Raw genomic sequence first — 15,627 nt, forward strand, 5'->3', positions numbered from 1 at the left:
CTGGAAGGCCCCGACATGACCGTCACCTCTGACCGCACCGAACTCCTGCCCGCCGTCCGCGAGTTCCTCTCCGCCCCGAAGCAGCTGCTCATCGGCGGTGAGTGGGTCGACGCCGCCGACGGCAAGACCTTCGCCACCGTCAACCCCGCCACCGAGGAGGTGCTGGTCGAGGTCGCCCAGGCCTCCGCGGCCGACGCCGACCGCGCCGTCCAGGCGGCCCGGGCAGCGTTCGAGTCGCCCTCGCCGTGGTCGCGGTTCACCCCGCGCGAGCGCTCGCACCTGCTGTGGCGCATCGGCGACCTGATCGACGAGCACCTCGAGGAGTTCGCCCAGCTCGAGTCGCTCGACAACGGCAAGAGCCTCGACTCCGCCCGCGGTGACGCCGGCGTCGCCGCCGAGCTGTTCCGCTACTTCGCCGGCTGGGCCACCAAGATGGAGGGCACCACCATCCCGATGTCGGTGCCCGGGCGCGAGTTCCACGCCTACACCCGTCGCGAGGCCATCGGCGTCGTCGCCGGCATCGTGCCGTGGAACTTCCCGCTCACGATGGCGGCGTTCAAGATCGTCCCGGCCATCACCGCCGGCAACACCGTCATCCTGAAGCCGGCCGAGCAGACCCCGCTCACCGCGCTGCGCCTGGGCCAGCTGCTGCTCGACGCCGGCCTGCCCGCCGGCGTCGTCAACGTGCTGCCCGGCTTCGGCGACGCGGGTGCCGCGCTCGTCGACCACGCGGGCGTCGACAAGGTCGCCTTCACCGGCAGCACCGAGGTCGGCAAGAAGATCGCGGCCGGCGCGTCGAAGAACCTCAAGAAGGTCTCCCTCGAGCTCGGCGGCAAGGCCCCCAACATCATCTTCGCCGACGCCGACCTCGACGCCGCGATCGCCGGCGCCGCCCTGGCCGGCTTCTTCAACGAGGGCCAGTGCTGCGTCAACGGCTCGCGCCTGTACGTGCAGCGCGAGGTGTTCGACCAGGTCGTCGAGGGCGTCGCCAAGGCCGCCCGCGCGATCACCGTCGGCGACGGCTTCGACGCCAGCACGACGATGGGCCCGCTCGTCTCGCAGGAGCAGCACGAGAAGGTCATCGGCTACGTCCGCGGCGCGGTCGCCGACGGCGCGACCCTGGCCGCGGGCAGCGCCGATCCCGCTGCCGACAAGGGCTTCTTCTTCGCCCCGACCCTGATCACCGGCGTCACCGAGGACATGGCGATCCAGACCGACGAGATCTTCGGCCCGGTCGTCACCGCGATCCCGTTCGACACCGAGGACGAGGTCGTCGCCGCCGCCAACAACACCGTCTACGGCCTCGCCGCCGGCGTCTGGTCGCGCGACCTGGGCACCGCCCACCGCGTGGGCTCCAAGCTGCGCGCCGGCACGGTGTGGCTCAACACCTGGCACGCCGACGACGTGACGCTGCCGCGCGGCGGCTTCAAGCAGTCCGGCTGGGGCCGCGAGCTCGGCTCGTTCGGTCTGGACGACTACACCGAGCTCAAGACCGTCATCGCCGAGCTCCGATGACCGCGACCGACGTCCTGGGTCCGCACCGCATCGTCCCCGTCGTCGTCCTCGACGACCTCGCACGGGCCGACGACCTCGGTGCGGCCCTGGTCGCCGGCGGACTGCCGGTGGCCGAGGTCACCTTCCGGACGCCGGCGGCCGGCGCCGTCATGGGCGCGCTGGCCGCGCGCGGCGACCTCGTCGTCGGCGCGGGCACCGTGATCACCACCGAGCAGGTCGACCTCGCCCACCGGGCCGGGGCCACCTTCGTGGTCTCGCCCGGCCTGAGCGCCGCGGTCGTGCGCCGCTGCCAGGAGCTGGACCTCGCGGTGCTGCCCGGCGTCTGCACGGCCTCCGAGATCATCGCCGCGCTCGACCTCGGCCTCGACACCGTCAAGTTCTTCCCGGCCGAGGCCTACGGCGGGCTGGCGACGATCAAGGCCCTCGCGGCGGCCTTCCCCCAGGTGCGCTTCGTCCCCACCGGGGGCATCACCGCCGACAGCGCGCCGTCCTACCTCGCCCACCGCGCGATCGCGGCGGTCGGCGGAAGCTGGATGGTCGCGCCCGACCTGCTCGCCGCCGGCCGGTGGGACGAGGTCGCCGCGCGCTGCGCGGGCGCCGTCGGTCTCTACGCGCCGTCCGCGAGCGCCGAGCTGCAAGGAGCCTCCTCATGATCGAGACCCGTCCCGCCGCCGAGTGCGAGTTCGACATCGTCGCCCTCGGCGAGGTCATGCTGCGCCTCGACCCGGGTGACACCCGGATCCGCACCGCCCGCCGCTTCGAGGCGTGGGAGGGCGGCGGGGAGTACAACGTCGCCCGCGGCATGCGCAAGGTCTTCGGCCTGCGGGCCGGCGTCGTCACCGCCCTGGCCGACAACGAGATCGGCCACCTGGTCGAGAACCTCGTCATGCAGGGCGGCGTCGACACCTCGCTGATCCGGTGGGACGCCTACGACGGCATCGGGCGCACCGTGCGCAACGGCCTGAACTTCACCGAGCGCGGCTTCGGCGTCCGGGGGGCCCTCGGGGTCTCCGACCGGGCCAACACCGCGATCGCGCACCTGGCCCCCGGCACCGTCGACTGGGACGACCTCTTCGGACGCCGCGGCGTGCGCTGGCTCCACACGGGCGGCATCTACGCCGCCCTGTCGGAGAACGCCGCCGCGGTCGCCGAGGAGGCCATGGCGGCCGCGCAGAAGCACGGCACCGTGGTCTCCTTCGACCTCAACTACCGCCCCAGCCTGTGGGCGGGGATCGGTGGCGAGGAGTTCGCCCGTGACGTCAACACCCGGCTCGCCGGGCACGTCGACGTGATGATCGGCAACGAGGAGGACTTCACCGCCGCGCTCGGCTTCGAGGTCGAGCACGTCGACGAGAACCTCAGCAGCCTGCCGATGGACAGCTTCGAGGCGATGGTCGCGACCGTCGCGGAGAAGATGCCGTGGTTCAGGGCGATCGCCACCACCCTGCGCACGGTCCACACCGCCAGCGACAACGACTGGCAGGCCATCGCCTGGTCGCCCGGGACCGGCGTGCTCGCCTCGAGGGCGCGCGACCACCTCGACATCTTCGACCGCGTCGGCGGCGGGGACGGCTTCGCCTCCGGCCTGGTCTTCGGGCTGCTCTCGGGCGAGGAGCTCCAGACGAGCCTCGAGCTCGGGGCCGCGCACGGTGCCCTGGCCATGACGACGCCCGGCGACACCTCGATGGTGACCGAGGCCGAGGTCCGCGCCCTCGCCGGCGGAGGCAGTGCCCGCGTGCGTCGCTGACGACCCGCTCGTCGTCCCGGACCCCCCGGGACGGCCCGAACCCCGTAGCCAGGCGCCCTCACGCCTGGCTGCGGCCCCCAGACCCGGCCGGGTCGCACCTCCCTAGGGTGCGGCCCGGTCGGCTGCGTTTTCGGTCCCCCACCCGGGTGTCCTGTCGTCGTTCCGCTGCGTGACGACCGTCGCATCGGTACAGTCGGCCGGTCAAAGATTCACAAGCGTGGACACACCCGGATTTCAGTTCACGAATCTGGACGTAGTTCTTGACTCTGTGTGACGGTGCTCATACGGTCGCCTCAGGGAGTGTCGGGAACTAGGGATACCGGCACTCGAGTCATGCACGACCGATGTCAAGGAATCCCCACCATGAAACTGCTTCGCAGGTCTCATCGTGGGCGCCCAGGAGTCCGGCCTCGCCGCTCCGGTGCCCACCTCGTCGCCGCGGTCGCCGCGCTCGCCGTCACGGCCTCCGTGCTCGGTGTCGTCTCGGCGCCCGCCCAGGCGGCCGCTCCGGCCGCCCCCTCCGCCGTCGCCGACGACGGCAAGCTCAAGGTCCTGCTGTTCTACAAGGACAACTTCCACGCCTCGCACGTGCAGGCCCGCCAGGCCGTGCGCGACCTCGCCGGCGAGCTCGCGACCGCGAACGGCCTGACCCTGGAGATCCAGGAGACGCAGGACCCGGCGGCGTTCAACGCCACCAACCTGAGCACCGTCGACACCCTCGCGTTCGCGCAGACCGGCGGCGTGCTGTTCAACGCCGCGCAGCGCACCGCGCTCGAGGACTACATCCGCGCCGGCGGCGGCTTCGCCGGCCTGCACTACACCGGGTGGTCGGTCGGCAACAGCGAGCACGACGAGAACCCCTTCTACCTGCAGCTCGTCGGCGCGATGTCCGAGGGCCACCCGGAGAACCCCGGTGTCCGCCCCGGTCGCGCCTACGTCAACGACCCCACCGACCCGCTGGCCGCCGGCCTGCCGGCCGACGTCAACCGCAGCGACGAGTGGTACGACTGGGTCGTCAACCCCGCCCAGAACGTGCACACCATCGTCTCGGCCGACGAGTCCTCCTACGGCAGCCTCGGTCGCCAGGGCACCGCGCACCCGTCGACCTGGTGCCAGACCATCGACGAGGGCCGTTCCTGGTACACCGGTCTGGGCCACGAGGGCACCGCCTACTCCGAGCCCTTCATGCGCACCATGATCAAGAACGGCCTGGCCTACTCCTCCGGACTGCTCGCGGCTGACTGCTCGCCGCCGGCCAAGGACGAGGAGGGCGCCTTCAGCGCCGTCACCCCGTGGCCCAACGTCCCGATCAACGCCTCGCTGACCGCCGACGGCACCGTGCAGACCTTCGGCAGCGTGTCGAGCGGCTGCACCGACGCCTCGCCGTACGACTGGACCGGCAACGCGTGCATCGTGCAGGGCGGCCAGACCGAGTTCGACATCTGGGACCCGGCCGTCCCGAGGACGCTCGCGAACGTCCGCGACGGCGTCTCGGCCAACAACACCTACACCGACCTCTTCTGCTCGATGCAGGTGCAGGACCCCAACCGCCGCTCGGTGATGACCGTCGGCGGCGACGACCAGCTCGGCGGCAACGCGCCGAACGACGCCGCCATCGGCGTCACGAGCTACCGCAAGGGCAAGGGGATGGTCAACGAGGCCCCGATGAACTACCCGCGCTGGTACCCGACCGGCACCACGATGCCCAACGGTGACATCGTCGTCCAGGGCGGCAGCATCAGCGGCGGACCCGGCGGAGCCGGCGTGCTCACCCCCGAGATCTACACCCCCGACGCCGGCAGCGGCTGGAAGCTCCTGACCGGCGCGACCAGCGCCCTCGCCTACGGTGACGGCCAGGTCGCCGGCCCCGACGAGAACCGCTGGTGGTACCCGCGGGCCTTCGTCGCGCCGACCACCGGCACGCTGTTCAACATCACCGGAACCCAGATGTACGAGCTGGACCCGGCGGCCAACGACGGCCTCGGCGCGATCACCGACCGCGGCCGGCTCCCCGCCGCCGCGGCCAACCAGGGCAACCTGGGCAACCCGGTCGGCGCCACCTCGACCGCCGCGATGTACGCCCCCGGCAAGATCCTCCAGGTCGGCGGCGGCACGTGGTCCAACGGCGGCGGCCCCGCCGGCGCCCGCGCGGCGTTCACCGTCGACATCACCGGCGGCACGGCCAACCCGGTCGTCACCCCGATCGCGCCGATGCAGTACGCCCGGCACTGGCCGACCGCGACCACGCTGCCCAACGGCGAGGTCCTCGTCACCGGCGGCAGCCGCGAGAACAACGGCGACGGTGGCTACGTCACCAACGCCGAGATCTGGAACCCGACGACCGGCCAGTGGCGCACGGTGAAGAACCCCTACGCCCACGCCCGGCTCTACCACTCGACCGCCCTGCTGCTGCCCGACGGCCGCGTCATGGTCGGCGGCGGCGGCGCCCCGGGCCCGCGGAACTACACCGACGTCGAGTACTACTCGCCGGCCTACCTCTTCGACGGCGACGAGCCGGCCGTGCGGCCGACGCTGAGCGCCCCGAAGAAGATCGGCTACAACGGCACCTTCGCCGCCTCGGCGTCCGAGCCGATCACCCGCGTCACGCTGATGCGCAACGGCTCGGTGACCCACGGGTTCAACAACGACCAGAGCTTCCAGGAGCTGTCGTTCACCCAGTCGGGCAACAACCTGACGATCACGGCCCCGCAGAACGCGAACTACGCGGTGCCCGGCGCCTACATGCTGGTCGCCTGGAACGCCGCGGGCACGCCCTCGGTCGCCTCGATGCTCGACATCAACCCGACCGTCAAGCTCGACAGCCGCACCCCGAAGCTCGTCGACCAGTTCGAGTTCCCGGCCCGGCCCGACAACTGGATCGCCGCCAACCCGGCGAACCTCGTCGACGTCGCCGCCGGCAACGGCCGGATGGCGCCGTGGACGGTCACCAACGCCGTGCAGCTGGTCCGCAGCACCACGGCCAGCCAGGGTGGCTTCGGCCGCGTCGGCTACGCCCTCGCACTCGGTGCCACCGGCAGCCTCGAGCGCACCCTGACGGGCCTCGACCCGGGCCGCGAGTACCGGGTGTCGTTCAAGTACGCCCGCGACAGCCGCTCCGCGGGTGCCGCCGACGGCAAGGCCGTCGTCGGCGTCGCCGACCTCGACGAGACGATCACCGCGACGACGGCCAACCCGTCGCAGAGCGGTGGCGCCCTGACCTACCTGACCTTCGTCGACACGTTCACGGCGTCGGCGCGGTCGGAGAAGCTGACCCTGTCGGCACCGGGTGGTGCGGCCGGCGTGATGATCGACGACCTCGTCGTCGCGGCCTCCGAGCCCGGCCTCTCCGAGCCGGCCGTGCACTACACCCTCGACGAGGGCAGCGGGACGACGGCGGCCAACAGCGGCACCGACGTCTCCGTCGGTGCGGCCACGCTGACCGGCACCACCGGCTGGGGCCCGACCGGCGTCCTCGGTGGCGCGGTCAACCTGCCCGGCGGCACCAACGCCAACGCCGTCGACCTGCCGGACAACCTGCTCCAGAACGCGGGAAGCTTCACCACCTCGTTCTGGGTGCGTCCGGACACCAAGGCCAACTGGATCGGCATGTTCCACATCGGCGACGGTCTCGAGGGTGCCGGGAGCTTCTTCCAGGTGCAGATGCAGACCCAGGCCAACGGCAACACCGGTCTCGCGGCGACCTTCAAGAAGAAGGGCAGCAACCTCGAGGAGCGCGTCTTCGCCACCCCGACCAAGGACGTGCTGGCCAACCAGTGGAACCACGTGACGTTCACCCGTGAGGGCGCCACCGGCGTGCTCTACCTCAACGGGGTCGAGGTCGCCCGGCGGGCGAACCTGACGCTGACCATGACCGACGTCGGCCCGACCACCAACAACTGGCTGGGTCGCAACGGGTTCCCGGACCCGGCCTACGACGGCCTGATGGACGACGTCCGCCTCTACGAGTCGGCGCTCAACGCCTCCGACGTCGCCGCTCTGTACGCCGAGGGCACCTCCGTGCGCACCACCACCGCCGTCACCGTGACCCCCGCGTCGCCGTCGGCCTTCGGTGAGGCGCTCACGGTCGCGGCCACGGTCACGGGCGAGAACAACGAGCCCGTCCAGGGCACGGTGCAGCTCGTCGTCGACGGCGCCGCCGTCGGTGACCCGGTCGCCGTCACCGCCGGTGCCGCGTCGTTCCCGGCCCTTCCGGCCAACCTGAGCCCGGGTGCGCACCAGATCGAGGTCCGGTTCACCCCGGCCGAGGGCTGGCGCAGCTCGACCGCGACGGTCACCCACACCGTGAACCGGCCGCCGGTCGGTGAGGGCGTCCCTGCGCACTACACCTTCGACGAGGGCACGGGCACCGTCGCGGCCAACACCGGCAGCGACCCCTCGATCGGCAACGCCACCCTCGGTGGCACGACCGGCTGGACCCCGAACGGCAAGTACGGCGCCGGGGTCAACCTGCCGGGCGGCGGGTCCGGCACGGGCAACCAGGTCAACCTGCCCAACAACATCGAGGACGGCATGACGGAGGACTTCACCGTCTCCCTGTGGGCCCGTCCCGACGCCCTGCCGAACTGGGTGCCGCTGCTGCAGATCGGCAGCAGCACCGACACGTTCTTCCTGCTGCAGTCGTCGATGGAGAACGGCACCCGCGGCTTCGGTGCCACCTTCAAGGCCGCCGGCAACCCCAACCAGGAGCGACTGTTCCTGCCGGGCGAGACGGACCTGCCGCTGAACGCGTGGACCCACGTCGTGTTCACGATGGACGACAACGTCGGCAAGATCTACTTCGACGGCGTCCTGATGGCCACGCGCAACGACTACTCCATCACCATCGGCGACATCGGCGTGAACGGCACCACCACGGCCAACTACATCGGTGGCACCAGCTGGGGCGACCCGCGCTTCGACGGTCTGGTCGACGACTTCCAGATGTTCGGCTACGAGCTGTCGGCCGACCAGGTGCTGGAGGTCTTCGAGGGCGGGGCGAACGACGCCCCGGTCGCCGTCGACGACGCCTACTCGACCGACGAGGACGCGCCCCTCGAGGTCGACGCTCCCGGCGTCCTGACCAACGACACCGACACCGAGGGCGCCACCCTCACCGCGGCGATCGGCACCCAGCCGACCCACGGCGACGTCACCCTCGACGCCGACGGCTCGTTCACCTACACGCCGGACGCCGCGTTCTTCGGCACCGACACCTTCACCTACACCGCGAAGGACGCCTCCAAGACGTCCGCCCCGGCCACGGTGACGATCACGGTGGACGAGGCCGAGCTGACCGACACGACCACCGTCGTCACGGTCACCCCCGGCTCGCCCTCGGCGTTCGGTGAGGACCTCACGGTCAAGGCCACGGTGACCGCCGCCGGCGCCACCCCGGCCACCGGCACGGTCGAGCTGCTGGTCGACGGCGAGCGCGTCGGTGACGCGCTCACCCTCACCGCCGGCACGGCGACGTTCCCGGCGCTCACGGGCACCGACCCGGGCACGCACGAGATCGAGGTCCGCTACCTGCCGGCCGCGGGCCTGCGCCTGTCGTCCGACACCGTCACCCACGTCGTGGACCGTCCCTACGACGGCTCCGACACCCCTGTCCACTACGCCTTCGACGAGGGCACCGGGACGACGGCCGCCAACACCGGCACCAAGCCCGTCGGCGACGCCACGCTCGTGGGCGCCACCGGGTGGACGCCGGACGGCCAGTACGGCGCCGGGCTCTCGCTGCCGGGCGGTGCGTCGACGACGAACAACCACGTCAGGCTGCCCGACAACGTCGACGAGGGACTCTCCGACGAGTTCACCGTGTCGCTGTGGGCCCGTCCCGACGCCCTGCCGAACTGGGTGACCCTGCTGCAGATCGGCAGCAGCACGGACACCTTCTTCCTGCTGCAGTCCTCGACGCAGGCCAACGGGCCCACCGGCTTCGCGGCGACGTTCAAGGCGCCGGGCAACCCGACGCAGGAGCGGCTGACGCTCGGAGCGGGCAAGGACCTGCCGCTCGACGAGTGGACGCACGTCGTGTTCACCATGGAGGGCTCCGTCGGCAAGATCTACTTCGACGGCGTGCTGCAGGCGACCCGCACCGACTACAGCCTCGACCTCAGCGACATCGGGGTCGGCGGCAACACGGTGGCGAACTTCATCGGCGGGACCAGCTGGCCCGACCCGAGGTTCGACGGACTGGTCGACGACTTCCAGCTCTTCGACTACGAGCTGGACGCCGGCCTCGTCACCGAGCTCTACGAGGGTGGTCCGGTCGCTCCCGACAACACCGCCCCGGTCGCGGCCGACGACAGCTACGAGACCGGCGAGGGCGCCGCCCTCGAGGTCCCGGCTCCTGGCGTCCTCGCGAACGACACCGACGCCGAGGGCGACGACCTGACCGCCACGTCGGCGACCCAGCCGGAGCACGGCTCGGTGGTCCTCGCGGCCGACGGCTCGTTCACCTACACCCCCGACGCCGGCTACGTGGGCACGGACACCTTCACCTACCTCGCGGGCGACGGCGACCTCGAGTCCGAGGCCGCGACGGTGACCATCACGGTCACCGAGGTCGACGAGCCGCAGGAGCCGGTGACCACCTCGGTCACGGGCGCGGCGGCCACGGTGGTTTACGGCCGGGCCGGCACCGTCTCGGTGTCGACCGACCCGGCCACGGCCACCGGCCAGGTGCAGGTGCTCGACGGCGGCACCGTCCTGGCCTCCGGCACCCTGTCGGCGGGCAAGGCCTCGCTGGCCATCGCGGCGAGGTCGCTGAAGCCGGGCAGCTACCGGCTGACGCTGCGCTACGCCGGGGACGCGGGTCACACCGCGGCCACGGGTGCGGTGAGCCTCGCTGTCACCAAGGCCACGGCGGCGATCACGGTCAAGGCACCGAAGCAGGTCAAGGCCGGCGCCCGGGCCAAGGTCACGGTCAAGGTCACCGCCCCCAGCGGTGTCCCGGTCACCGGCAAGGTCACGGTGAAGGTCGGCAGGAAGACCTACTCCGGTGTCGTGAGGAACGGCAAGGTCGTCATCACGCTGGCCAAGGCTCCCAAGAAGGGCAAGCTCAAGGCCAAGGTCACCTACGTCGGCAGCGACGTGCTGACCAGCGCGAGCAGGACCGTCACCATCAAGGTCAAGCCCAGGCGATGACCAGCACCACCCAGCAGTGACGGCGCGGGCCCGGAGGATCTCCTCCGGGCCCGCGTCGCGTCCGAGACGAGTCCCACGACGAGCCCGGACAAGCAGAAGAGGCCGGACGGCGACCCGTGGGTCGCCGTCCGGCCTCGTCGTGGGTGCTCGGGGTGCTCGGGGTGCTGCGGGTCGCTCAGGCCTTGTCGGCCAGGCCGGCGACGACGCCGGCGCGGCTCTCGTCCTCGCTGGCCAGCACGCCGCCGTTGGCGACGATGTCGGGGGTGATCTCGCTGAAGACCATGCGGACGTCCTGGCGGCGGGCGCCGAGGATCTCCACGGCGCTCTCGGCGACGGCCTGGGCGAAGTCGCGGCGCTGCTCGACGGTGCGGCCCTTGAGCAGCTCGACGGTGATGTTGGGCATGGGGGAGTCCTTGTCGTGGGCGGTCGCTCACGCACGGACGTGTCCACAAGAGCGACCTGGGTTCGATATCCTGAACCGCATCGTACGGCGAACGTGACGGTCGCGACAACCGAGCGCGGCTCCGCCGAGACGATGGTTCACATCCTTGACAATGGTTCAGCGGGCTGCGACCGTGACGACGGTCACCACCGTGGACGGCGTTCACGTCGTCGAACCGTCGTCGCGGTGGCCGAGCCGTCGAGTCCCGAGGAAGTGACCGTGAACCGGAGCCGTGCTGCTGCGGTCGGACGTGCCCGGGTCGGCGTCGGCGGCGCGGTCCTGCTCCTCCTCGCCCTCGTCGCCGCGCTCGTGCTCGGGGCGGCGGCACCGGCGAGTGCCCACGCCACGCTCGTCACCACCGACCCGGCCGAGGGGGCGGTGCTCGAGGCCGCGCCGGAGACGGTCACCCTCACCTTCAGCGAGGCGGTCGGCGGCGTCCCCGACGGCGTGCAGGTCTTCGACGCGCAGGGCGGCTCGATCGCGTCGTCGTCCGCGGCGAGCGGCCCCGGCCTCACGGTCACCCTCGACGAGGAGGTCGGCGACGGCACCCTCGTCGTGGTGTGGCGCGTCGTGTCGGAGGACGGCCACCCCATCAGCGGCTCGCTGAGCTTCTCGGTCGGCGCGCCCAGCGCCATCGTGGAGACGCCACCCGGCGGTGCGGGCGCCGACGGCTCGAACCCACCCTGGGTGCTCAGCCTGTTCCGCTGGCTCGGCTACGTCGCGCTCCTCGTCGCGGTGGGCGTCATCGGCTTCGTCGTCGTCCTGCTCCCCAGGACCAACCTCGCCGACCGCTCCCGCGGATGGCTGGTCCGGACGGCGCGGGTCGGCGCCGTCGCGACCGCCGTCGCGTGGCTCATCGGGCTGCCGCTCACCGCGATGTACCTGCTCGGCGGCGACACGGGATCGCTGACCCGGGGCAGCACCTGGGCCATCCTGTCGACCACCGAGTACGCCGTCACCACGGTCGTCGTCCTCGGCGTCGGCCTGGGCGCCGTGCTGCTCGGCGCCGGGCTCCCCGACGCCGTCCGCGGCCGCGTCGCGCTCGTCGCGGTCGTGGTCGCCGCGTGCGCGCCCGCCCTGGTCGGACACACGCGCGCCGAGAGCCCGGAGTGGCTGGTCGTGGGCGCCGACATGCTGCACCTGCTCGCCGGCAGCGTGTGGCTCGGCGGACTGCTCGCCCTCGCCCTGACCCTGGTCGACCTCGCCGAGCGCGGCACGCTCGGCGCCGAGGTGCTCGCCCGGTTCTCCGGGATCGCCGCCGGCGTCCTGGCCGCGCTCGTGATCACCGGGTCGTTCCTGGCCTGGCGGATCATCGGCTCGGTCGGCGCGCTCTTCGACACCGGCTACGGCCAGCTGCTGCTCGTCAAGATCGTCGCGGCCCTGGTCGCGGTCGCCATCGCCGCCTGGAACCGCTGGCGGCTGCTGCCCGCGATGCAGCAGACCGCCCGCCGCAAGGAGCGCCGCGCCGGCGCCCGGGTCGTGGCGCGCGCGACCGCCGCCGAGGCCGGGGTCCTGGTCGTCGTCCTCCTGCTGACCGGCTTCCTCGTCGACCGCAGCCCCGAGTCCGAGCAGACCGCCGTGCCGACCAGTGCCCGGGTCGGTCCGCTCGAGGTGCAGACCGCCGAGCTCGGCGACCTCACCGTGCGCGCCACCATGTCGCCCCAGCTGACCGGACCCAACACCTTCACCATCGAGCTGCTCGACGCGGGCGGCCAGCCGGGCGAGGGCGTCGAGCCGCCCGTCGTCAGCCTGGCCTCCGGCGACGTCGACCTCGGCGCGCTGCCCCTCATCTACTACTCGCCCGGCAACTTCTCCGCCGACGCCGTCGTCCCGACGCCGGGCACGTGGACCCTGCAGGTCTCGCTCCGCCTGACCGAGTTCGAGAACCCGGTCGCCACGCTCGAGTTCGAGGTTGAGGCACCATGACGGGGTGCACACCCACGCGTTGAGCCTCGGCGCCGACGTCGTCCGCAAGCGCTACGTGTCGTGGGACGACGACGAGGCCGACCGCGAGTGGACCGGGCTCACGGCGCTCGCCGAGCACGCGCCGGGGCTGGCGCCGGTGCCGATCGCCCGCGAGGTCGAGGACGGCGCCCCGGTCGTGGTGATGTCGCGGCTCGCGGGGGAGCCGCTCGGTGGAGCGCCGGTGCCGGCCGCGGCGGTGGCCGCGCTGGCCGTGGCGCTGCGGCGGCTGTTCGCGGTGCCGGTGGCCGGGCGGGAGCGGGTCCACGGACCCTCGACGATGCGGGCCGCCGTGCGCGACCGGGCGGCGCGGCCCCACGACGTGGCGACGTGCCAGGACCCGGCCCTCGTCGCTGCCGCGCTGGACCGGACCCGGGCGTGGCTGGCCGTCGAGCACGCGTGGGACCGCGTGCACGACTCGGTCGCCGCCCGTGGTGACGGCAACCTGGACAACCTGCTCTGGGACGGCGCCTCCTGCCGGCTGGTCGACTTCGAGGAGTTCGGCGTCTCCGACCTGGCCTTCGAGGTCGCCGACGTCGTCGAGCACGCCTCCTCGCGCCTGCACGGACTGCTCGACGTCGAGGGGCTGCTCCACGCCGTCGACCACGCCGTCGACCTCGACGGCGCCCGCCGGGCCCGGCTGGCCCACTTCCGCCGCCTGCTCGCCGCGTTCTGGTTCGTGATGCTGCTGCCCGGCAACGGGGGCTTCGCCCGGAACCCGGCCGGCTCGACCGAGCGCCAGGCCCGGCACCTCGTCGACCTCCTCGACGATCCGGCACGATGAGCCGATGGTGTCCCCGATGAGCCCGCGGAGCGGCCCCGCCAACGGCGAGGTGTCGTTCTGGTGGTCCGACCTCGGCCGCCCGGCGGCGCGACCGAGCCTGCCGGGCGACACCGACGTCGACGTGTGTGTCGTCGGCGCCGGCTTCACCGGCCTCTGGACGGCCTACTACCTCAAGCGGGCCGACCCGACGCTGCGCGTCGTGGTGCTGGAGTCGCGCTTCGCGGGGTTCGGCGCGTCCGGGCGCAACGGTGGGTGGCTGACCAACTCGGTGACCGGGGGAGTGGGGCAGTACGTCGCCACGCACGGCCGCGACGCCGCCGTGCGGCAGCAGCGGGCGATGAACGACGCCGTGGCCGAGGTCGTCGCCACCGCCCGTGCCGAGGGCATCGACGCCGACATCCGGCTCGGCGGCGAGCTGAACGTCGCCCGCACCCCCGCCCAGCTCGCCCGGCTCCGCTCGACGGCGGCCGCCGAGGCGCGGTGGCCGGGCACCGACTGGCAGGTCCTCTCGGCCGGCGAGGCGGCCTCGCGGGTCGACGTCACCGGCGTCCTCGGCGCGATGTGGCACCCGCACTGCGCGCGGATCCACCCCGCGAAGCTCGTCCGCGGGCTGGCCGAGGCGGTCGAGCGGCTGGGCGTGGTGATCCACGAGGACACCCACGTCGAGCAGATCAGGCCCGGCGTCGTCGAGACCCGGCACGGCCGGGTGCGCGCGGGTCGCGTCGTCCGCGCCACCGAGGGCTTCACCGCCCGGCTGCCCGGCGAGCGGCGCACCTGGCTGCCGATGAACTCCTCCCTCGTCGTCACCGAGCCGCTGCCCGACGACGTCTGGGCCGCGATCGGCTGGGAGGGCGCCGAGACGCTCGGCGACCTCGCGCACGTCTACATGTACGCCCAGCGGACGGCGGACGGCCGGATCGCCCTCGGCGGCCGCGGGGTGCCGTACCGGTTCGGGTCGCGCCTCGACACCGACGGCCGCACGCCGCGCTCGACCGTCGAGGCGCTGACCGCCGTGCTGCACGACTTCTTCCCCGCGGCCCGAGGCGTCCCGGTCGCCCACGCCTGGTCGGGCGTGCTCGGCGTCCCGCGCGACTGGTCGGCCACCGTGGGCCTCGACCGGTCGACGGGGGTCGGGTACGCCGGCGGCTACGTCGGCACCGGCGTCACCTCGACGAACCTCGCCGGGCGCACCCTCGCCGACCTCGTGCTCGACCGGACGACTGACCTGACGACGCTGCCTTGGGTCGGGCACCGCGCGCGCCGCTGGGAGCCCGAGCCGCTGCGCTGGCTCGGCGTCTCCTCGATCTACGCCGCCTATCGCTCCGCCGACCGTGCGGAGGGCCGTGGGCGCGCCACCACCTCGCGCTGGGCGCGGGTGGCCGACCGGGTGGCGGGGCGGTGAGCGGCGTGCGGGCGACGCGGGTCGTCGGGACCGTCGCCGTCGTGGCCGCCGTCGCCGGTTCGTGGGCCGTGCTCGGGCCGCTGGCCCCGGGCCGCGACGTGGCGATGCCGGCCGCCGGTGCCAGCGCCGAGGACGTCGTCGAGGCCTACCTGGACGCGATCGACGGCCACGACTGCGCGACGGCCCGCGCCCTGTGGGTGCCCGAGCGGCGCGACGACGTCGCGCGGTGGTGCGGTGCGGTCGAGGACCTCGGCGAGTTCGAGGTGCGCGACGCGTCGGACTCCTCCGGGACGGCACCCGGGGCGACCCCCGGCACGGTGGAGGTCGTCGTCCTCGCGTCGTACGACCTGGACTGGCGTGCCTTCCAGGACGACGCCGACCCCCCGGAGGGCGACACCGTCCGCGGCTACCACGTGGTCCGCTCCGGTCCCGGCGACCCGTGGCGGATCGCCGAGGAGGAGGCGCGGGGGTAGCGGTGCCTGGCCGGGCTCAGTCGAGGACCGACACCCGAACACCCCACGGTCCACCGAGCCACGCCGGGGTGGTCTCGACTCGGCTCGCTGACGCTCGCCGGCTCGACCAACGGGGTGTCGCCTGCGGTGGTCGACCGACGGGGTGTTGCCTGC

General features: G+C 72.8%; 9 protein-coding genes. 8 read left to right on the plus strand and 1 reads right to left on the minus strand.

What is annotated here, in order from left to right; all coding sequences use genetic code 11:
• Nucleotides 1–15: 15 nt before the first annotated feature.
• The 4 genes from FE634_RS02770 to FE634_RS02785 all read left to right on the plus strand — a co-directional run bounded on the left by FE634_RS02770 (nt 16) and on the right by FE634_RS02785 (nt 10,411).
• Nucleotides 16–1,515, plus strand: a complete 1,500-nt coding sequence (locus FE634_RS02770) for an aldehyde dehydrogenase family protein (protein WP_137294225.1) — start codon at nt 16–18, stop codon at nt 1,513–1,515.
• On the plus strand, nt 1,512–2,168 hold the full coding sequence (gene eda, locus FE634_RS02775) for a bifunctional 4-hydroxy-2-oxoglutarate aldolase/2-dehydro-3-deoxy-phosphogluconate aldolase (protein WP_138875024.1): 657 nt from the start codon (nt 1,512–1,514) through the stop codon (nt 2,166–2,168). Before FE634_RS02770 ends, eda begins: the two co-directional genes overlap by 4 nt.
• On the plus strand, nt 2,165–3,262 hold the full coding sequence (locus FE634_RS02780) for a sugar kinase (protein ID WP_138875025.1): 1,098 nt from the start codon (nt 2,165–2,167) through the stop codon (nt 3,260–3,262). The genes eda and FE634_RS02780 overlap by 4 nt, the downstream gene beginning before the upstream one ends.
• 363 nt (nt 3,263–3,625) lie before the next feature.
• The gene (locus FE634_RS02785) at nt 3,626–10,411 is read left to right on the plus strand and encodes a LamG-like jellyroll fold domain-containing protein (RefSeq protein WP_148240333.1); all 6,786 of its coding nucleotides are present in this window, start codon (nt 3,626–3,628) and stop codon (nt 10,409–10,411) included.
• A gap of 175 nt (nt 10,412–10,586) precedes the next feature.
• On the opposite strand, the gene FE634_RS02790 is transcribed toward FE634_RS02785, so the two are convergent.
• Nucleotides 10,587–10,814 carry a tautomerase family protein gene (locus FE634_RS02790; protein ID WP_137294229.1) on the minus strand — a complete coding sequence of 76 codons (228 nt, stop codon included), beginning with the start codon at nt 10,812–10,814 and terminating at the stop codon, nt 10,587–10,589.
• Nucleotides 10,815–11,072: 258 nt separating this feature from the next.
• Between FE634_RS02790 and FE634_RS02795 the strand changes: the two genes are divergently transcribed.
• The 4 genes from FE634_RS02795 to FE634_RS02810 are packed head-to-tail and all read left to right on the plus strand — an operon-like array spanning nt 11,073 to nt 15,474.
• On the plus strand, nt 11,073–12,779 hold the full coding sequence (locus tag FE634_RS02795) for a copper resistance CopC/CopD family protein (RefSeq protein ID WP_262347554.1): 1,707 nt from the start codon (nt 11,073–11,075) through the stop codon (nt 12,777–12,779).
• A gap of 4 nt (nt 12,780–12,783) precedes the next feature.
• The gene (locus FE634_RS02800) at nt 12,784–13,599 is read left to right on the plus strand and encodes a phosphotransferase (protein WP_138875027.1); all 816 of its coding nucleotides are present in this window, start codon (nt 12,784–12,786) and stop codon (nt 13,597–13,599) included.
• Between the two features lie 16 nt (nt 13,600–13,615).
• Nucleotides 13,616–15,001, plus strand: coding sequence for an NAD(P)/FAD-dependent oxidoreductase (locus FE634_RS02805; RefSeq protein ID WP_138875028.1), 1,386 nt, complete (start codon nt 13,616–13,618; stop codon nt 14,999–15,001).
• Nucleotides 14,998–15,474 (plus strand): hypothetical protein, encoded by a 477-nt coding sequence (locus FE634_RS02810; RefSeq protein WP_138875029.1) that lies wholly within the window; start codon nt 14,998–15,000, stop codon nt 15,472–15,474. The genes FE634_RS02805 and FE634_RS02810 overlap by 4 nt, the downstream gene beginning before the upstream one ends.
• The last annotated feature ends 153 nt before the right edge of the window (nt 15,475–15,627 follow it).

The sequence above is a fragment of the Nocardioides sp. S-1144 genome (assembly GCF_005954645.2).
GTDB classification, from domain to species: Bacteria; Actinomycetota; Actinomycetes; order Propionibacteriales; family Nocardioidaceae; genus Nocardioides; species Nocardioides dongxiaopingii.